The organism is Pseudomonas sp. PS01299 (assembly GCF_029960145.1).
Lineage (GTDB): Bacteria > Pseudomonadota > Gammaproteobacteria > Pseudomonadales > Pseudomonadaceae > Aquipseudomonas > Aquipseudomonas putida_A.
Genome location: NZ_JASCPO010000039.1, coordinates 1 through 19,745 on the forward strand (window position 1 = coordinate 1; position 19,745 = coordinate 19,745).

Here is a 19,745-nt window from a genome sequence, read left to right on the forward strand (position 1 = left end):
GGGCTTGCTCGCGAAGGCGTTGTGTCAGTCGACATCTCCAGTGACTGATCCACCGCATTCGCGAGCAAGCCCGCTCCCACAGTTGTTTCGGGGTGTTTGTTAAGTCGGTGCTCGGCCCTGACATCACCGTTATCAATCATCGTATTCAGCCTTTATCAGCAAGCCTAGACTCGGCCCAATCCCAATGTTCAGGTAGGCCGCCATGTCCGAGACGCTGCTCAGTTCCCGTAATCTGGCTTTCGAGCTGTACGAAGTCCTCGATGCCGAGGGCCTGACCCGGCGTGAGCGCTTCGCCGAACACAACCGCGAGACCTTCGACGCGGCCATCGGCACCGCGCGCAGCATCGCCGAGAAATACTTCGCACCGCACAACCGCAAGGGCGACGAGAACGAGCCGCGTTATGAGAACGGTCAGGCGATGCTGATTCCCGAAGTCAAACCGGCGGTGGACGCGTTCCTCGAGGCGGGCTTCCTCAATGCCGCGCGCAGCTTCGAAGCCGGCGGCATGCAACTGCCGACGCTGCTGTCGCAAGCCTGCTTTGCGCACTTTCAAGCGGCGAACGCGGCGACCACTTCCTACCCGTTCCTGACCATGGGCGCGGCCAATCTGATCGAAAGCTTTGGCAGCGCCGAGCAGAAACAGCGCTTCCTGCAACCGATGATCGACGGGCGCTTCTTCGGCACCATGGCCCTGACCGAACCGCACGCCGGTTCCTCGCTGTCGGATATTCGTACCCGCGCCGAGCCGGCGTCTGACGGCACTTATCGGCTCAAGGGCAACAAGATCTTCATTTCCGGCGGCGATCACCCGCTGTCGGAAAACATCGTGCACATGGTCCTGGCCAAGCTGCCGGACGCGCCGCCGGGGGTGAAGGGTATTTCGCTGTTCATCGTGCCGAAATTTCTGGTCAACGATGACGGCAGCCTCGGCGAGCGCAACGATGTGCTGCTGGCCGGGCTGTTCCACAAGATGGGCTGGCGCGGCACCACTTCCACCGCGCTGAACTTCGGCGATAACGGCGAATGCGTCGGCTATCTGGTGGGCAAGCCGCACCATGGTTTGAGCTACATGTTCCAGATGATGAACGAGGCGCGGATTGGCGTCGGCATGGGCGCGGTGATGCTCGGCTACGCCGGTTACCTGTACTCGCTGGAATACGCCCGCGAACGCCCGCAAGGCCGAGTCCCGGACAGCAAGGATCCGAGCACCGCGCCAGTGGCGATCATTCAGCACGCCGATGTAAGACGCATGCTGCTGACGCAAAAATCCTACGTCGAAGGGGCCTTTGACCTCGGTCTGTACGCGGCGCGGCTGTTCGATGACACCACCACGCTGGAAACCGAAGCAGAGCGCAAACAGGCCCACGAGCTGCTGGACTTGCTGACGCCGATCGTCAAATCCTGGCCGTCGGAGTTCTGCCTGAAGGCCAACGAACTGGCGATCCAGATTCTCGGCGGTCACGGTTACACCCGCGAATACCCGGTGGAACAGTACTACCGCGACAACCGCCTGAACCCGATCCACGAAGGCACCCACGGCATTCAGTCGCTGGACTTGCTCGGGCGCAAACTGGCGCAGAACGGCGGCGCTGGGCTCAAGCAACTGATCCGCCTGATCGCCAACACTGCCGAGCGCGCGACCGCGTACGAATCGTTGACCGCACTGCGTGAGCCACTGGAGCAATTGGTGGCTCGCCTGCAAACAGTCACCATCGGCCTGCTGACCGATCTGGCGCAGGGCAAGGTCAACAGCAGCCTGGCGAATTCGGCGCTGTACCTGAAGGTGTTCGGGCACACGGTGATTGGCTGGCGCTGGCTGGAGCAGGCGATTCGGGCTGAGGAAGGCTTGGCCAAAGGCAATGCGGCGGATGCTGACTTCTATAAGGGCAAGCTACAGGCGGCGCGGTATTTCCTGACGTGGGAAGTGCCGGGCTGTCACCATGAGCTGGCGTTGCTGGAGGCGCGGGATGATGCGTGCCTGGCGATGCAGGATGGGTGGTTCTGAGAGCCAACCCTCACCCCAGCCCTCTCCCGGAGGGAGAGGGGCCCGAACAGGGTATGCTTGAATACTCCATCGACCTGAAAGAGGTCTACCGAATCCATAATCGACTGGCGTTTTCAGGTCGATGTATAGCGAGAGACGGCTCGGTCAGTCCCCTCTCCCTCCGGGAGAGGGCTAGGGTGAGGGGCTTTCAGACTCAGCACTCAGCTCAACTTGAACCCACCCATCTGCCTTGCCAGATCATCCGCCAACCGCTGCAACATCTGACAATCCTCGCGACACGCCCTCACCTCTCCGGCCGTGGCCCGGGCCAGATCGGAAATTCCCTGCACGTTGCGGTTGATCTCTTCAGTCACCGCCGATTGCTCTTCGGTCGCCGTCGCAACCTGATGGTTCATGTCGCTGATGCGCTCGACCTGCCCAGTAATCGCGGTCAACGACGCGCCAGTACGCTGGCTCGACTCAACCCCGGTGCCGGTCGCCGCCTGCCCGGTGCGCATCGATGACACGGCATTCTCTGCGCCTTGTTTGAGGCTGCCGATCATTTGCTGGATTTCGTCGGTAGACGCCTGAGTCCTGCGCGCCAAGGTGCGCACTTCATCCGCCACCACGGCAAACCCGCGCCCCATATCTCCGGCGCGCGCCGCTTCAATCGCCGCGTTGAGCGCCAGCAAGTTGGTCTGCTCGGACACGCCGCGAATCACCGCCAGTACCGAATCGATCGACGCCACCTGATGCGCCAGCTCACCCACCGCGCCCGCCGCCACACCAATCTCATCGGACATGCTTTCGATATGACGGATCGAGCCACCGACCACTTCACGCGCCTGCAGCGCTTCATCGCGAGCAGTTTGTGAAGCCAGCGCGGCGTTGCCGGCGTTCTGCGCGATTTCCTGCACGGTCAGGCCCATCTCATGCACCGCCGTGGCGACCATGTCGGTCATTTCCTGCTGGCGCCCGGAGCGTTCGGCGGTGTTTTCCACCACTTTCGCCACTTGGCCGACTGCTGTGCGCAGACGCTCGCTGGTGGTCAGGACTTCGCCGATCAGCCCGCGCTGGCTGTCGAGGAAACGGTTGAAGCCTCGGGCCAGATCGCCCAGTTCATCGGCGCGACTGGAATCTAACCGATGGGTCAAATCTCCACCGCCGCTACCGATCGCTACCAGCGCGGCTGTTACCTGACGAATCGGTCGCACCAGCCCTTGGGCCAGCCACACCACCAGCGCCAGGCACACCAGTGCCACCGCCAGACCGATGCCCCCGCTCATCAACATCGCCTTGCGGGCTTCGGCGTAGATCTGCGATTGCGGCACTTCGGCCACCAGCGTCCAGCCCAGATCGCGCAGCGGCAGGCTGAAGGCGAGGAAGTCTTCGCCATCGCGCTGGAAGGAACTGTTGGTGGCAACTTTTTGACCCATGACCGCTTGCGCCGCCGACGCACCGATCTGCTCCGTGAGGGTGCGCTTGCCACTGAACTGCGCTTCGGGATGAACCTGGATCAAACCGTCGGAACGCACGAGATAGACCTTGCCGCGCTCGCCAAAGCTGAAGTTGTGGATCAACTCCGACAGCTCTTTCATGCTCAGGCCGAGTCCCGCGACGCCGACAACTTTGCCGGCCTGCTCGACCTTCAAGTCGATGAACAGTGCCAATTCTCCGGTGGCGCCATCGTTGTCGATGTTCAGGGTGCGCGGCTGATGGCTGTCGAGGAAGGAATAAAACCAGGCATCGGCCGGTTTGGTCCGACTGAGGGTGCGATCCAGGCCCTTTTCGGTGATGTAGTGATTGGAGTCGGTGCCGATGATCAACGCGGTGAAAGCTTTATGTTCGGCGCGGATGCCTTCCAGATACTGCGCGAAGGCCGCCGTTTTGCTGCTGTCTTCACCCGAGGCCAGCCAATCGCGCACCATGCTGTTGCTGGCGATGTCTTTGGCGGCGGTCAGCGGCTGGACGAGGATGCGTTCGATGTCGTTGCGCGTCGCTTCGATGCTCGACGGCAGCGCTTGTTCGACCAGATAGCTCTGGGCGAGGCGGTTGACCACCAGGGTATAAATGCCAACCACGATCAGGATGCTGACCAGCAGGGCGGTGCCCATGCTGAGAATCAGCTGCCATTGAATACTGCGTCGCCACAACTGCATGGAGCACCCCCAAAGAATAAGTGGCCGAAACAATGCAACAGCCGTGCCGATTGTATACAACCTGATCGACAATTTATTCTTTGGTTGTGCGCAACCCCATCAGCCCTGATTGATGGTCTTGGCGATGGTGTCGACCGTGGCGCTGACTTGCTCTTGGTAACGGTCGAGTTCTGCCTGATGCTGCTTCTTCATTTCGATCTGCTGCGAGCACAGGTTCATCGCTGCCAGCACCAGCAAGCGGTCACCGATCAGCGTCGGGTATTTGCGTTTGGTGTCGGCCAGGGCGGCCTTGAGCATCAGTGCGGCGTCCAGCAGGGTCTGTTCTTCCCCGGCCGGTGCCTTGATCGAATAGTCCTCCCCGAGAATGGAGATGACTTTTACCCCTGCGGTGCCGTGGTTCATGCGCTGACAGGGCCTGCGTTGACGCGATCAACCAGAGCCTGGATGCGCGCTGCGGTGGCGCCGTGCTTCTCTTCCTGTTCCATCAGGCTCAGTTGCAGGCTTTCGTTTTCATCCTTGGCCTGGGCCAGTTCCGTGGACAGGGTCTGGTTGGTTTGCGTGAGGGTCTGGTTCTGTTGCACCAGGTCGCTGACGAGCTGTTCCAATTGGCTGAGGGATGCTTCCAACATTTTGATCTTCCAGGCGTTTTTCAAAGGGCGCGTACGATAAAGAAAAGTCACTGCGGATGCCAGGGTTATACCGGCGCAAGGCCTTGATTTTCCTGGCGGCCGACCGTTCTCGCGAGTTTAAAAGACTGTGATCTGCCGATCTGGTTCCTGCACTTCGTCGCTCAGGCCCATATGCGACAAATACGCACAGTGCCTCAAGACTTTAGTCGTATGACCGATAAGTCATCCATACAGCAGTCTCAGCCCGCATGGATGCGGCCCTTTTTGGTATCCGCACCATGTCCCTTCGCAATATGAATATCGCCCCCCGGGCGTTCACCGGCTTCGCCCTGATCGGCGGCCTGATGCTGATTCTAGGCGTGTTCGCCCTGAACCAGATGAGCAAAATCCGCGGCGCTGCCGAGGACATCACCAACAGCAGCGTGCCGAGCATCAAGAACCTCGACGAGTTCACCCAACTGACCTTGCGCCTGCGGGTGCTGTCCTACCGCTTGCTGGTCAATCGCGAGCCGGACGTACAGCAGAAGACCATGGAACTGCTGGACACCCGCAACCAGCAGATCCGCGCTGCCCAATCGGCCTATGAGCCGTTGATCAGCGGCCCGCAGGAACGCGCGGCCTACGATCAATATGTGCAGTTGCTCGGCCAGTACCGTCAGATCGAAGACCGGATGAAGAGCCTGTCGCGCAACAATCAGGTGGACGAGTTGCGCAACCTGCTCAACACCGAGTTGCTGAACAACTCCGAAGCGATGAACACCGTGCTCAACCGCCTGATGCAGATCAACGGCGAGCAGATCAGCCAGACCAATCAAGAGGCGGTCGACCAGTATTCCTCGGCGTTCAATCTGGTGGTCACCCTGCTGGTCGTGGCGACCGGCCTGACCTTCCTGTTCGCCTGGCTGCTGACCATCAGCATCACCAAGCCGATTTCCAAAGCGCTGGACGCGGCGGAAACCATCGCCGAAGGTAACTTGACCCAACCGATCCACGTCGACGGCACCGACGAAGCCGGGCGTCTGCTGGCTGCCATGGCCAAGATGCAATCGAGGTTGCGCGACACCTTGCAGCGCATTTCCGGCTCGGCCACCCAACTGGCTTCCGCCGCTGAAGAACTGAACAGCGTCACCGACGAAAGCGCCCGCGGCCTGACCCAGCAGAACAACGAAATCGAACAGGCCGCCACCGCGGTCAACGAGATGACCAGCGCCGTGGAAGAAGTCGCGCGCAATGCGGTGAGCACTTCGGAAGCCTCGAAGAACGCCACCACTTCGGCCGGCGACGGCCGTGACCTGGTACAGGAAACCGTCAGCGCCATCGAACGCATGAGCGCCGACGTACAGAGCACCGCGACCCTGATCGGCGATCTGGCGAATGAATCCCGTGACATCGGCAAGGTGCTGGACGTGATTCGTGGCCTGGCGGATCAGACCAACCTGTTGGCCCTGAACGCGGCGATTGAAGCGGCCCGTGCCGGTGAAGCCGGTCGCGGTTTTGCTGTGGTGGCGGACGAGGTTCGTGCCTTGGCCCATCGCACCCAGCAGTCGACCAGCGAAATCGAACGCATGATCGGCAGCATCCAGAGCGGCACCGAACACGCCGTGGATTCGATGCGCAACAGCACCGAGCGCGCCGAATCGACGCTGAACATCGCGCGGGGTGCCGGGATGTCGCTGGACACCATCAATACCGCGATCGTCGAGATCAACGAGCGCAACCTGGTGATCGCCAGCGCCGCTGAAGAGCAGGCACAAGTGGCCCGCGAAGTGGATCGCAACCTGGTGAACATCCGCGACCTGTCGGTGCAATCGGCTACCGGCGCGAATCAGACCAGTGCCGCGAGCAACGAGCTGTCGCGCCTGGCGCTGGATCTGAACAATATGGTTGGGCGGTTCAGCCTGTAAATTTTCAGATCAAGGTCAAAAGCCCCTCACCCCAGCCCTCTCCCAGAGGGAGAGGAAGAAAGGGAGCACATTGGGAGCTTTGCAGATTTTGAGTTCGGCTCGATATTGCAGGTCGGTGTAACTTGAACAAACCCCGCGGTCGGTCCCCTCTCCCTCCGGGAGAGGGCTAGGGTGAGGGTAGCGATCCCCAGCCGAACCCATACCTCAAATCCCATAGCGTAAAAAGCTTTTTGACAGCATCACATTTCAACAGGTTAGAATCGCTGGCACGCAGACTGCATGGTCAGTTTGTGCCCGTCTTTACGCTTCTGGAGTACTGCCTTTGAATGCGACGACCATCAACAGCCTGTTCTTGATCGGCGCGTTGCTGGTAGGTGCGAGCATTCTTGTCAGCTCACTTTCCTCCCGTCTCGGCATCCCGATTCTGGTCATTATTCTTGCGGTCGGCATGGCCGCCGGGGTCGATGGCGGCGGGATCATTTTCGATAACTACCCGACGGCCTATCTGGTCGGCAACCTCGCACTGGCGGTGATCCTCCTCGACGGTGGCTTGCGCACTCGCGTTTCAAGTTTCCGCGTGGCCCTGTGGCCGGCGTTGTCGCTGGCGACGGTCGGGGTGCTGATCACCACCGGGCTGACCGGCATGGCCGCGGCGTGGCTGTTCGACCTGAACCTGATTCAGGGCCTGCTGATCGGCGCCATCGTCGGCTCCACGGACGCCGCCGCAGTGTTCTCGCTGCTCGGCGGCAAGGGCCTCAACGAACGGGTGACCGCCAGCCTGGAAATCGAATCCGGCAGCAACGACCCGATGGCGGTGTTTCTCACCGTGACCCTGATCGACATGCTCGCCAGCGGCCAGACCGGCCTGCACTGGAGCCTGTTGACCCACCTGATTCGCGAATTCGGCATCGGCGGCGTGATCGGCCTCGGCGGTGGCTGGCTGATGCTGCAACTGGTCAACCGGATCAACCTCGCTACCGGCCTGTACCCGATTCTGGTGATCGCCGGCGGCCTGGTGGTGTTCGCCCTGACCAACGCCCTGCACGGCAGCGGCTTCCTCGCGGTGTACCTGTGCGGTCTGGTGATCGGCAACCGCCCGGTGCGCAGCCGTCACGGCATTCTGCACATGCTCGACGGCATGGCGTGGCTGGCACAGATCGGCATGTTCCTGGTGCTGGGGCTGCTGGTCACTCCGCATGATCTGCTGCCGATCGCCTTGCCGGCGCTGGGTCTGGCGCTATGGATGATTCTGTTCGCCCGGCCGCTGTCGGTGCTGGTCGGCCTGCTGCCGTTCAAGGCGTTCCACGGCCGCGAGAAAGCGTTTATTTCCTGGGTCGGGTTGCGCGGCGCGGTACCGATCATTCTCGCGGTGTTCCCGCTGATGGCCGGGTTGCCGAATGCGCAGCTGTACTTCAACCTCGCGTTCTTCATTGTGCTGGTGTCGCTGCTGGTGCAGGGCACGAGCCTGCCGTGGGTGGCCAAACTGTTGAAGGTGACGGTCCCGCCGGAGCCGGCGCCGATTTCCCGTTCGGCACTGGAAGTGCACATCACCAGCGAGTGGGAGCTGTTCGTTTACAAGCTCGGCGCCGAGAAATGGTGCATCGGTTCGCCCCTGCGCGAGCTGAAAATGCCCGAAGGCACACGTATCGCCGCCCTGTTTCGTGGCCAGCAACTGCTCCATCCGTCGGGTAGTACGGTGCTGGAAGTCGATGATTTGCTGTGTGTTATCGGCCATGAACACAACTTGCCAGCGCTCGGAAAACTGTTCAGCCAGGCGCCGCAACGCGGCCTCGATCTGCGCTTCTTCGGCGACTTCGTGCTCGAAGGAGACGCCCAGCTTAAAGCGGTTGCCGCGCTGTATGGCCTACCGGCCGAAGGCATCGATCCGGACATGACCCTGGGTGCGTTCATTGCCCATAAGGTCGGGGGTGCACCGATCGTTGGCGACCAGGTGGAGTGGAACAACACTCACTGGACGGTCGCGGTCATGGACGGGAACAAGATCGGCAAAGTGGGCGTCAGATTCCCCGAAGGAAGTCGCCCGGGCCCCGGTCTCTTCCTCTAAACTGCGTCCACTCTCACTTGCTTGACCGGTCTCTATGCCTACCCTGCGCTCTTTCTTTTTCGCGGCCCTGCTGGGCCTGAGTCTTTCCGTCGGCCCGCTCTACGCCGCCGAACCGCCGTCCAGCGAAGCCGTGCAGGCCAGCCTCGACAAACTGGCCGACAGCAAACTGCCGGATGCCGACAAAAAGAGCCTGCAGACGGTCCTGCAAACTACGCTCAATCAACTCAACAGCCGGCGTGATTACGACCAGAAGCTGATCGACCTCAAGCAGCAACTGGCCTCCGCCCCTCGGCAGACCATCGAGAACACTCGCGAACTGACGCGCCTCAAGGCCACGCCAGTGGTGCCGGTGGCGCAGCGCTTCACCAAAGAGTCGATCCAGCAGCTGGAGCAGATCCTCACCGATCGCTCGACCCAGCAAAGCGACCTGCAAAAGGCCCTGGCCGATGCCAACAGCCTGATCATCACTGCCCAGACCCGTCCCGAGCGTGCGCAGGCGGAAATCTCTGCCAGCCAGACGCGCATCCAGCAGATCAACAACATCCTCAAGTCCGGCAAGGATGCGGGCAAGACCGTCAGCGCCGAGCAGCGCGACCAGTTGAACGCCGAGCTCGCCGCGTTGAACTCACTGATTCCGCTGCGCCGCCAGGAACTGGCGGGCAACAGCCAGCTGCAGGATCTGGGCAACAGTCAGCACGACCTGCTCTCGGAGAAATCCGACCGTCTCGATCGCGAGATCCAGGAACTGCAGACCCTGATCAACCAGAAGCGTCTGGCGCAATCTCAGGAAACCGTGACCCAGCAGTCGATCGAGGCGCAGAAGGCCGGCGGCAGCAGCCTGCTCGCCACCGAAAGTGCGGCCAACCTCAAGCTCTCCGATTACCTGCTCAAAAGCACCGACCGCCTCAACGAAGTCACTCAACAGAACCTGCAGACCAAACAGCAACTCGACAGCCTGACCCAGAGCGACTCGGCTCTCGACGAGCAGATCAACGTGCTCAAGGGCAGTCTGCTGCTGTCGAAGATTCTCTATAAGCAGAAACAGGCGCTGCCGCGACTCAAGGTCGACCGCGATCTGGCGGATCAGATCGCCGACATTCGCCTGTATCAATTCGAAGTCAGCCAGCAGCGTGAACTCCTGAGCAATCCGGCGACCTACGTCGACAATCTGCTCTCCACCCAGCCGCCGGAACAAGTCACCCCGCAACTGCGCAAGAGCCTGATGGAACTGGCCAACACCCGCGCCGACCTGCTGGAGCGCCTGAACCGCGAACTGAGCGCGGTGCTCAACGAATCGATCACCCTGCAACTCAACCAGAAACAACTGCTGAGCACTGCTCAAAGCCTGCGCGCGACCCTTGACGAGCAGATGTTCTGGATCCCCAGCAACAAGCCGCTGGACGCGGAATGGATTCGCGGCGTGCCAGAGCGGCTCAAGCGCCAGATCGACACCCTGCCGCTGGCCTCAAGCCTGAGCGAGCTGACCGACGGCCTGACCCAGCGCCCGCTGTTGTTCCTGCCGCTGGCCTTGCTGATCGGCGCTCTGCTGTGGCGGCGCAAGGCGCTGTATGCGCGACTGAACAAGGTTCACCAGGACATCGGGCACTTCAAGCGTGACAGCCAGTGGCATACGCCCCAGGCGATTCTGATCAACATTCTGCTGGCGATGCCGGTGGCGCTGGGTCTGGGTCTGTGCGGTCTGGCCCTGCAGATCGACGCCCGCGGTCAGAATGCCAACATGGGCGCGGCGTTGCTGCAAATGGGTCAGGCGTGGCTGGTGTTCTACACCGCTTACCGGATTCTCTCGCCGGGCGGCGTGGCGGAGTTGCACTTCCGCTGGGACAAACCGCAGGTCGAGTTCCTTCAGGGCTGGATCCGTCGCCTCGGGCTGGTGGTGATGGCGCTGGTGACCGTGGTGGCGGTGGCCGAATTGCAACCGGCAGCGCTGGCTGACGACGTGCTCGGCATGCCGGTGGTATTGACCTGCTACGCCCTGATGGCGTGGCTGCTCAGCCGTCTGCTGATCAGCAGTCCGGCCCACGAAAACACCTCATTGTTCCGCAGGGCCGTGGGCGTGATGTTCACCCTGCTGCCAATCGCCCTGTTCGTCGCGGTGTGCTTCGGCTACTACTACACCGCGCTGAAACTCAGCGACCGGTTGATCAACACCCTGTACCTGCTGATGTTCTGGCTGGTGATCGAGGCTACCTTCGTCCGTGGTCTGGCGGTCGCCGCACGCCGCTTGGCCTATCAGCGCGCCCTGGCCAAACGTCAGGCGGCGAAAGAGGCCGGCGACGGCGAAGCGGTGATCGAAGAGCCGACCCTGGACATCGAAAAAGTCAACGAACAATCCCTGCGCCTGATCCGTCTGGCACTGCTCGGCGGCTTCATCGCCGCGCTGTACTGGGTCTGGGCTGACCTGATTTCGGTGTTCTCGTACCTCGACAACATCACCCTCTACGAATACACCAGCGGCACTGGCGCGAACATGAGCATGGTGCCGATCAGCATCGGCGACATGCTCGGCGCGCTGATCATCATCGGCATCACCTTCGCCCTCGCCCGCAACCTGCCGGGTCTGCTCGAAGTGTTCGTGCTGTCGAAACTCAATCTGGCGCAGGGCAGCGCCTATGCGACCACGACGCTGCTGTCTTACGTGATCGCCGGTGTCGGTTTTGTCTCGACCCTGTCGACCCTCGGCGTCAGCTGGGACAAGTTGCAATGGCTGGTGGCGGCGCTGTCGGTCGGCCTCGGTTTCGGTATGCAGGAGATCTTCGCCAACTTCATCTCCGGCATCATGATCCTGTTCGAGCGTCCGGTGCGGATCGGCGACACCATCACCATCGGCAACCTGTCGGGCACGGTGAGCAAGATCCGCATCCGCGCCACGACCATCACCGACTTCGACCGCAAGGACATCATTGTCCCGAACAAGACGTTCATCACCGGGCAACTGATCAACTGGTCGCTGACCGATACCATCACCCGCGTCACCTTGAAGCTGGGCGTGGATTACGGCTCCGACCTGGATCTGGTCAAGGAACTGCTGCTCAAGGCCGCCCGGGAAAACCCGCGCGTCCTCAAGGAACCCGAGCCGCACGTGTACTTCCTCAACTTCGGCGAAAGCACCCTCGACCACGAATTGCGCATGCATGTGCGCGACCTCGGTGACCGCAACCCGGTGATCGACGAAGTGAACCGCTTCATCAACCGCGAGTTCAAGAAGCAGCACATCAACATCTCGTTCCGCCAGATGGAGGTGTACCTGAAGAACCTCCACGGTCAGGAATACAAGTTGGTGCCCATCGAGGACGAGAACAAAACCATCGTGCCGATCAGCGGCGAGCAAAAGCCGCTGCAAGAGCCGCCGCCGGCCAAACTCGACTAACCGGTCTGATCCCAGCAGAATGCTCGGACATTCTGCTGGAGCCGGCCCTTGAAAGCCCTCGACGAACTGACCTTCGACAATCGCTTCGCCCGCCTCGGCGATTCGTTCTCCGCCCATGTGCTGCCCGAGCCGATCGACAACCCGCGTCTGGTCGTCGCCAGCCCTGCGGCCCTGGCCTTGCTCGATCTCGACCCGGCAACCGCTGAGACTCAGGAATTCGCTGAACTGTTCGGCGGCCACAAGTTATGGGCGGATGCCGAGCCACGGGCGATGGTCTATTCCGGGCATCAGTTCGGCGGCTACACGCCACAACTGGGCGATGGTCGCGGGTTGTTGCTCGGCGAGGTCTACAACAACGCCGGTGAACACTGGGACCTGCATCTGAAGGGCGCCGGGCAGACGCCGTTTTCGCGCATGGGCGATGGCCGCGCGGTGCTGCGTTCGTCGATTCGTGAGTTTCTCGCCTCCGAGGCGCTGCACGCGCTGAACATCCCGTCTTCACGTGCCGCCTGCGTGATTGGCTCCGACACTCCGGTGTGGCGCGAAAAGCAGGAACGCGCGGCGATGGTGCTGCGTCTGGCGCCAAGCCATGTGCGCTTCGGCCACTTCGAATACTTCTACTACACCAAGCGTCCCGAGCAGCAGAAGTTGCTCGGCGAACACGTATTGGCGATGCACTATCCCGAGTGCCTGGAGCAACCGGAACCGTATCTGGCGATGTTCCGCGAGATCGTCGAGCGCAATGCCGAACTGATCGCCAAGTGGCAGGCCTACGGCTTCTGTCACGGGGTGATGAACACCGACAACATGTCGATCCTCGGCATCACCTTCGACTTCGGCCCGTTCGCCTTCCTCGACGACTTTGACGCCAACTTCATCTGCAACCACTCGGATGATCAGGGCCGCTACTCGTTCAGCAACCAGGTGCCGATCGGCCAGTGGAACCTCAGCGCTCTAGCCCAGGCCCTGACGCCGTTCATCAGCGTCGAAGCCCTGCGCGAAACCCTCGGTTTGTACCTGCCGTTGTTCCAGGCGCACTACCTCGACCTGATGCGCCGCCGCCTCGGTTTCACCAGCGCCGAGGATGACGACCAGAAACTGCTCGAAGACCTGTTGCAACTGATGCAGAACAGCGGCGTCGATTACACGCTGTTCTTCCGCCATCTCGGCGAAGAGTCCGCAGAGCAGGCTGTCGCCCGCTTGCGCGATGACTTCGTCGACATCAAAGGCTTCGATGCCTGGGGCGAGCGTTACGTGGCGCGCGTTGCCCGCGATGGCGACAGCGATCAGCAGCAACGCCGGGCGCGGATGCACGCGGTCAATCCGCTGTACATCCTGCGCAACTACTTGGCGCAGAAGGCTATCGATGCCGCCGAGCAAGGCGACTACTCAGAAGTGCGCCGGCTGCATGCGGTGCTGAGCACGCCGTTCGACGAGCAGCCGGGGATGGAAGGTTATGCCGAGCGGCCGCCGGAGTGGGGCAAGCATCTGGAGATCAGTTGTTCGTCTTGAGGCTCCGGATTCAACCTTGATAAACGCCTCGTACGACTCCAGATCAGTCGTACGAGATATCAACTTAAACCGAGCCCGTCATGACCACTCCACTCCTCATCCCCTGCCCCGCCTGCAACGGCCTCAACCGCATCCCCGCCGAACGCCTGGGCGATCAGCCGAAATGCGGGCGCTGCAAGTCCGCGGTGCTGTTGAGCAAGCCGTTCGAACTCGAGCAAGGCGACTACGCCAGCCAGATCAAAGGAGATCTGCCGTTGTTGGTGGATGTGTGGGCGGACTGGTGTGGGCCGTGCAAGTCCTTTGCGCCGGTATTCGAGCAGGCGGCCGCGCAGTTGGCGGGCAAGTGCCGCTTGGCCAAGCTCGACAGCGAGGCCAATCAGCAGTTGTCAGCGCAGTTGGGGATTCGCTCGATTCCGAGTTTGATTCTGTTCAAGAACGGTCGGGAAGTGGCGCGCCAGAGCGGGGCGTTTCCGTTGCCACAGTTGATGGCGTGGCTGCGTAGCCAGGGCATCTGACCCAACACAAATTCAATTGTAGGAGTGAGCCTGCTCGCGATGGCGTCTTTTCAGGCAACTCAGATGCTCGCAGACAGGACGCCATCGCGAGCAGGCTCACTCCTACAGGTGATCTCAGTAGCTCAGGGATCAATGGTCTTCGAGCAGGTTGTGCAGTTCGACGAACTGCTGCGTCAGCTTGTGCCGCGGGTCGAGGTGGATCAGCGGGGTGCTGGCCTGGTGCGACTCGCGCATGCGCACCGAGCTGCTCAAGTACACCGGCAGCACCGGCAAACCTTCAGCGATCAACTCATCAAGCATCTGCTGCGGCAGGCTGGCCCGGGCCTGGAACTGGTTGACCACGATGCCTTCGACTTCCAGACCTTCGTTGTGGTCCTCCTTCAACTCTCCGATCTCCGCCAGCAGGCCGTACAGCGCCTGCCGCGAGAAGCTGTCGCAATCGAAGGGAATCAGCACACGATCGGCGGCAATCAATGCCGACACTGCATAAAAATTCAGCGCCGGCGGCGTGTCGAGGTAGATCCGGTCGTAATCTTCCGACAACTCGTCCAGCAACTTACGCAGCTTGTTGATCTTGTGTTTGGCCTCAAGCTTGGGCTGCAGGTCGGCCAGCTCAGCGGTAGCGGTGATGATGTGCAGGTTGTCGAACGGGGTTTCGTAGATGTCGGCCTGGTTTTTCTTCGAGAACGGCCCAGATGACAAGGTTTGCTTGAAGAAATCGGCAATGCCCATCGGTATGTCATCGCCGGTGAGCCCCGTCAGGTACTGAGTGGAGTTGGCCTGGGCATCGAGGTCGACCAACAGCGTGCGATAGCCCTCGCTGGCACTCACCGCTGCCAGATTGCAGGCAATGCTGGATTTGCCCACGCCACCTTTCTGATTGAACACCACGCGTCGCATGACAAAACCTCCGTGTATCAAAGAATGACCGAGTGTAGTTGCCTGTGCGTGCGCTTCGCTACCTTCAACGAAGCGGACTACAGAGTCAGGCGCAAAAATCAGCGGGCACGGCGGGTAAAAACCTCCCGAGTGCGCTGATATGCCCGACAGACAAATCCCGCACGATCCGGATAATGGCCAAATGACATTTTTTCCACGAACCACTCGGTACATTTCGTTGCGTAAAACGTAACCAACATTTGCTACACACTCGTCGCACCGGGATAATGCGCGCCACCCGGCGCCATGCGCCACCTCAGGTCAGCCGCGGCCCTGGCGACTCAAAGCGTCATAAAAGCCCGCAGGGGCGGGATGAACATCCGTGATCAACTTCAACATCGCCCAATGGCGCGCGTGGGCCCCGGGGCTCGACAGCGTGGACGCGTGGCAGGCCTGGAGCCGACAACCGGTCGTACTCCCGAGCAGCGATGCCGCGCCCGATGTGTCGTTTCTGCCAGCCATGCAGCGCCGACGCCTCAGCCGTCTGGCGCGGATGGCGTTCAGTGTCGGCTGGCCGCTGGCCGATGGACGGGAAAACCTGCCGCTGGTGTTTGTTTCACGACACGGCGAAACCCCGCGCACCTTCGAGATCCTCAGTGATCTGGCCAAGGACGAGCCGTTGTCGCCGACCCAGTTCAGCCTGTCGGTGCACAACGCGATCATTGGTCTGTGGTCGATCATGCGCGGTGAAAACAGCGAAATGACTGCACTGGCGGCCGCAGGCGATGGCCTGGAACACGGCATCATCGAAGCCTCCGCCCTGCTCGCTGAAGGCGCTCCCGCGGTGCTGCTGATCATCACCGAAGAACAGCCGCCCGAGGCCTATTTGCAGTGGGTCGACGACGTGCCGTTCCCTTATGCGCTGGGTCTGCTGCTCACCCCCGGTACCGACTGGCGGCTGACCCTGAACAGCGGCCAGGAAACAGTGTCCAAAGCGCACTGGCCACACGCGCTGAATCTGTTGCGCGCCCTGCTCGGTCAGCAAACCCATTGCCAACATGCCTGGAAAAATCGTGTATGGACCTGGCAACGCAACCCGTGACCGAGAAGAACCGCGACGCCTATTACTGGCGCTTGCTGGCCACCGCCGCCAGTTTCACCCTGTTCGGGCTCGGCGGGTTGTGCCTGCGCTTGCTGGTATTTCCGCTGCTCGGCTGTCTGCCGGGTGACGCGCTCAGGCATCGTCAACGCGCACGGCAAACCGTCAGTCGGCTGTTCTGGTTTTTCGTGCGGTTCATGGCCCGCACCGGTGTGCTGACTTATGACATTCAAGGGGCCGAACGCCTCGGGCGTCCAGGGCAGATGATCATCGCCAACCACCCGTCGCTGATCGACGTGGTGTTCCTGATCGGCCTGGTGCGCCAGGCCAATTGCGTGGTGAAGAAAAGCCTGTGGGAAAACCCCTTCACCCGCGGCCCGCTGCGCAGTACCGAATACATCAGCAACGACGGCAGCATGGACATGCTCGACGGTGCCGCCGAGTCCCTGCAAAACGGCCAGACCCTGATCATTTTCCCCGAGGGCACGCGCACTCGACCTGGTCAGGCGCCAGCCTTTCATCGGGGGGCTGCAGCGATTGCCCTGCGCGGTGCGAAAATCCTTACGCCAGTGGTCATCAAGGTCAATCCGACCACCCTGACCAAGGCCGAACCCTGGTATCGCATCCCCCACCGCCGCGTGCACTTCAGTTTTCGTGTCGGGGCCGATATAGATCCACAGACTTTCGCCACGCAAGGCCCGGCACCGCAGGCCTCGCGCAAGCTCAATGATTATTTGCACTCTTACTACATTAAGGAGCTCGCCGAAGATGAGCGATCTGCACCGTGAAATAAAACTGCTGATCATCGACGCCCTGGGCCTCGAAGACATCAGCGTCGACGACATCGGCGACGAGCAGACGCTGTTCGGCGAAGGCCTGGGCCTGGATTCGGTCGACGCACTGGAACTGGGTCTGGCGATCCAGAAAAAGTACGGTATCAAGATCGACGCCGACGCCAAAGACACCCGTAACCACTTCACCAATGTGGCGAGCCTTGCGGCGTTCGTCACGGCAAAACAGGCAGCTTGAGACCGGACCATGCAAACTCGTGACGACATTTTCAACACCCTGCGCGATGCCTTGGTCGAGCTGTTCGAACTGGATCCGGCGCGGATCAGCCTGGAGTCCAACCTGTATCAGGATCTGGAGATCGACAGCATCGACGCGGTCGACCTGATCGATCACATCAAACGCCAGACCGGCAAGAAAATCGCCGCCGAAGAATTCAAATCGGTGCGCACCGTCGGTGACGTGGTCGAGGCGGTCTACCGTCTGGTTCAACCGGCCGCATGAGCCGATTGATCGGCCTCGGCCTGCTGCTGGCGGGGCTGCTGTACCCCTTTGCGGTGTATTTCGGCATGGAGCACTTCGCCCCGTGGCAGTTCGGACTGCTGCTGGGCGGGCTGTGGCTGGCGCGCGCGCTGACCGGCGAACGCAAGCCCGGCAGCCGCTGGATGGCCTGCGTGGCGATCGGGTTCTGCCTGCTGCTGGCGCTGTTCGACAGTCCGCTGTTGCTGCGCTGGTATCCGGTGCTGATCAGCGGCTTCATGCTGGTGCTGTTCAGCCTGAGCCTGAAATACGGGCCGCCGATGGTCGAGCGTCTGGCGCGATTGCGCGAGCCGCAATTGCCGCCCGAAGCGATCCGTTACACCCGCCAGGTCACGGTGGCCTGGAGCGTGTTTTTCTTCTGCAACGGTTTGTGCGCCGCGCTCCTGACCCTGTGGGCGCCGCTGGATTGGTGGATGTTGTACACCGGCCTGATCTCCTACGGATTGATCGGCCTGATGTTTGCCATTGAATGGCTGATACGACAACGGGTAAGAGGCCGTAAATGAACTGGATAAAACTTGAGCAACTGTTGCTCAAGGCCCTGCCGGAGCGCGCAATCAGCGCCGCCCCGGCGCTCGACCACACGCAACTGCGCGAGCAGGCGCTGAGCGTTGCCGCCGGCCTGCAGGCACGCGGCGTGCAGCGCATGGCGGTGCATCTGGAAGATGCCGCCGACCTCGCCATCGCCCTGCTCGGCGCCTGGCGCGCGGGCGTCGCCGTCCTGCTGCCCTCCGACCTGCAAGCGCAGACCCGCCAGCGCTGGTCGAGTGAGGTCGATCTGTGGTTGAGCGATCACCCCGATGATGCTCACTTGAGCGATCTGCTGCAGCCGGCCCTGCCCGGTGCTGAACTCGACCTCGAGCAGTGCCGCCTGAGCCTGTGCACCTCCGGCTCCAGCGGCGAGCCCAAGCGTATCGACAAGACTCTGCGCCAACTGGCCAACGAGGTCGAGGCACTGGAGCAACTGTGGGGCGCGGATCTCGGTGAAGCCTGGATCATCGGCAGCGTCGCCACCCAGCACATCTACGGTTTGTTGTTCCGGGTGCTGTGGCCGCTGTGCGCCGGACGCCCGTTCGTGCGCAGGCAACTGGCGTTTCCGGAAGACCTGCAGCGTGCCAGCCGCGAACACCCGGCCTTCGCCTGGGTCGGCAGCCCGGCATTGCTCAAGCGCATGGGCGATAACCTCGACTGGCCGGCCCTGAGCGCCGTGCGCCGGGTGTTTTCCTCCGGCGGCGCTTTACCCGCAGACGCGGCACAGGGCCTGCAGCAACGCCTGCAACAGTGGCCGACCGAAATCCTCGGCAGCTCGGAAACCGGCGGCATCGCCTGGCGTCAGGGCGCCAGCCTGTGGCAGCCCTTCGTCGGGGTTGAGCTAAGCCAGGACAGCGACGGCGCCCTGCTGATCGCTTCTCCCTATCTGCCGGCCGGGCATGTCGAACATACCGCCGATGCCGTGCGCATCGCCGCCGACGGACGTTTCGAACTGCTCGGGCGGCTGGACCGTATCGTCAAACTCGAAGAGAAGCGTATCTCCCTGCCGATGCTCGAACAGGCACTGGTCGCCCACGAGTGGGTCGCCGAAGCACGGCTGGGCGTGGTTCAGGAAAACCGCGCGGTACTTGGCGCCTTGCTGGTGCTCAGCGACGCCGGCCTGTTTGCCTTGCGCGAACACGGTCGTCGCAGCCTGACCGAAGCCCTGCGCAAACACCTGAGCCAGCATTGCGAGGCGCTGGCCTTGCCCCGGCGCTGGCGTCTGGTGCGGCAACTGCCGCTGAACAGCCAGGGCAAGCTGCCGCAGGCCGACATCGAAGCCCTGCTGCTGGCGCCACGGCCGAAAACTCCGGAAGTGCTGGAGCAGGTCGAAACCGACGGCGAGTGGAGCCTGCAATTGAGTGTTCCGCCGGACCTGGCCTACTTCAGCGGCCACTTCCCCAAGGCCCCGGTGCTGCCCGGTGTGGTACAGGTCGAATGGGCGCTGAACCTTGGCCGACAACTGCTGAACCTGGCCGGCAAATTTGCCGGCATGGAAGTGCTGAAATTCCAGCAACTGGTGCGCCCTGGCGATGAAATCCAGCTGCACCTGCGTTTCGATCCCGAGCGCGGCAAGCTGTATTTCGCCTACCGCAATGACACCGCGACCTGCTCCAGCGGACGAATCCTGCTAGGAGCCGCCGATGCATAACCTGTGGCGAGGGAGCTTGCTCCCGCTGGGCTGCGAAGCGGCCCCAAACTCGGTTCACGCAAAACTGCGAGCGAGTGCTGCGCACTCGAGCGGGAGCAAG

The 19,745-nt window shown here is 61.8% G+C and carries 16 protein-coding genes; 12 read left to right on the forward strand and 4 right to left on the reverse strand.

Translation table 11 applies throughout. From position 1 onward, the window contains the following. Window positions 1-202: 202 nt before the first annotated feature. Window positions 203-2,005, forward strand: coding sequence for an acyl-CoA dehydrogenase (locus QMX91_RS09765; RefSeq protein ID WP_282412630.1), 1,803 nt, complete (start codon window positions 203-205; stop codon window positions 2,003-2,005). Window positions 2,006-2,205: 200 nt separating this feature from the next. Here QMX91_RS09765 and QMX91_RS09770 read toward each other — a convergent pair whose 3' ends face one another. The 3 genes from QMX91_RS09770 to QMX91_RS09780 form a co-directional block, all read right to left on the reverse strand. Continuing rightward, window positions 2,206-4,143, reverse strand: a complete 1,938-nt coding sequence (locus tag QMX91_RS09770; RefSeq protein ID WP_282412631.1) for a methyl-accepting chemotaxis protein — start codon at window positions 4,141-4,143, stop codon at window positions 2,206-2,208. 99 nt (window positions 4,144-4,242) lie between these two features. Continuing rightward, on the reverse strand, window positions 4,243-4,545 hold the full coding sequence (locus QMX91_RS09775) for a cell division protein ZapA (RefSeq protein WP_027611351.1): 303 nt from the start codon (window positions 4,543-4,545) through the stop codon (window positions 4,243-4,245). Next, complete coding sequence (locus QMX91_RS09780; protein ID WP_003220969.1) at window positions 4,542-4,772, reverse strand: hypothetical protein; 231 nt, start codon at window positions 4,770-4,772, stop codon at window positions 4,542-4,544. Before QMX91_RS09780 ends, QMX91_RS09775 begins: the two co-directional genes overlap by 4 nt. A gap of 278 nt (window positions 4,773-5,050) precedes the next feature. On the opposite strand from QMX91_RS09780, the gene QMX91_RS09785 reads away from it, so the two are divergent. From QMX91_RS09785 to trxC, 5 genes are all read left to right on the forward strand, one after another. Then, complete coding sequence (locus QMX91_RS09785; protein ID WP_134785265.1) at window positions 5,051-6,676, forward strand: methyl-accepting chemotaxis protein; 1,626 nt, start codon at window positions 5,051-5,053, stop codon at window positions 6,674-6,676. 322 nt (window positions 6,677-6,998) lie between these two features. Further along, complete coding sequence (locus QMX91_RS09790) at window positions 6,999-8,741, forward strand: potassium/proton antiporter (RefSeq protein ID WP_096794715.1); 1,743 nt, start codon at window positions 6,999-7,001, stop codon at window positions 8,739-8,741. 34 nt (window positions 8,742-8,775) lie between these two features. After that, the gene (mscK, locus tag QMX91_RS09795; protein WP_282412632.1) at window positions 8,776-12,129 is read left to right on the forward strand and encodes a mechanosensitive channel MscK; all 3,354 of its coding nucleotides are present in this window, start codon (window positions 8,776-8,778) and stop codon (window positions 12,127-12,129) included. A gap of 48 nt (window positions 12,130-12,177) precedes the next feature. Further along, a complete protein-coding gene (selO, locus tag QMX91_RS09800; RefSeq protein WP_282412633.1) occupies window positions 12,178-13,641 on the forward strand; it encodes a protein adenylyltransferase SelO in 1,464 nt (487 codons plus the stop codon). Window positions 13,642-13,721: 80 nt separating this feature from the next. Continuing rightward, window positions 13,722-14,156, forward strand: coding sequence for a thioredoxin TrxC (trxC, locus tag QMX91_RS09805; RefSeq protein WP_098966862.1), 435 nt, complete (start codon window positions 13,722-13,724; stop codon window positions 14,154-14,156). A gap of 129 nt (window positions 14,157-14,285) precedes the next feature. Here the strand turns inward: trxC and QMX91_RS09810 are convergent, their stop codons facing one another. Next, entirely contained in the window at window positions 14,286-15,056 is a 771-nt protein-coding gene (locus QMX91_RS09810) for a ParA family protein (RefSeq protein ID WP_098966861.1), read from the reverse strand. A gap of 361 nt (window positions 15,057-15,417) precedes the next feature. Here QMX91_RS09810 and QMX91_RS09815 point away from each other — a divergent pair, with 361 nt between their 5' ends. Genes QMX91_RS09815 through QMX91_RS09840 form a run of 6 tightly spaced genes read left to right on the forward strand, consistent with a single transcriptional unit; the run spans window position 15,418 to window position 19,645 of the window. Then, complete coding sequence (locus tag QMX91_RS09815) at window positions 15,418-16,137, forward strand: beta-ketoacyl synthase chain length factor (protein WP_098966860.1); 720 nt, start codon at window positions 15,418-15,420, stop codon at window positions 16,135-16,137. Beyond that, window positions 16,113-16,922 carry a lysophospholipid acyltransferase family protein gene (locus QMX91_RS09820; protein WP_282412634.1) on the forward strand — a complete coding sequence of 270 codons (810 nt, stop codon included), beginning with the start codon at window positions 16,113-16,115 and terminating at the stop codon, window positions 16,920-16,922. Before QMX91_RS09815 ends, QMX91_RS09820 begins: the two co-directional genes overlap by 25 nt. Next, window positions 16,903-17,163 carry a phosphopantetheine-binding protein gene (locus QMX91_RS09825; RefSeq protein ID WP_007967290.1) on the forward strand — a complete coding sequence of 87 codons (261 nt, stop codon included), beginning with the start codon at window positions 16,903-16,905 and terminating at the stop codon, window positions 17,161-17,163. The genes QMX91_RS09820 and QMX91_RS09825 overlap by 20 nt, the downstream gene beginning before the upstream one ends. Before the next feature lie 9 nt (window positions 17,164-17,172). Then, window positions 17,173-17,427 (forward strand): acyl carrier protein, encoded by a 255-nt coding sequence (locus tag QMX91_RS09830; RefSeq protein ID WP_003220947.1) that lies wholly within the window; start codon window positions 17,173-17,175, stop codon window positions 17,425-17,427. Next, entirely contained in the window at window positions 17,424-17,969 is a 546-nt protein-coding gene (locus QMX91_RS09835; RefSeq protein WP_135294800.1) for a hypothetical protein, read from the forward strand. Before QMX91_RS09830 ends, QMX91_RS09835 begins: the two co-directional genes overlap by 4 nt. Beyond that, a complete protein-coding gene (locus QMX91_RS09840; protein ID WP_282412635.1) occupies window positions 17,966-19,645 on the forward strand; it encodes an acyl-CoA synthetase family protein in 1,680 nt (559 codons plus the stop codon). The genes QMX91_RS09835 and QMX91_RS09840 overlap by 4 nt, the downstream gene beginning before the upstream one ends. Window positions 19,646-19,745: the final 100 nt, after the last annotated feature.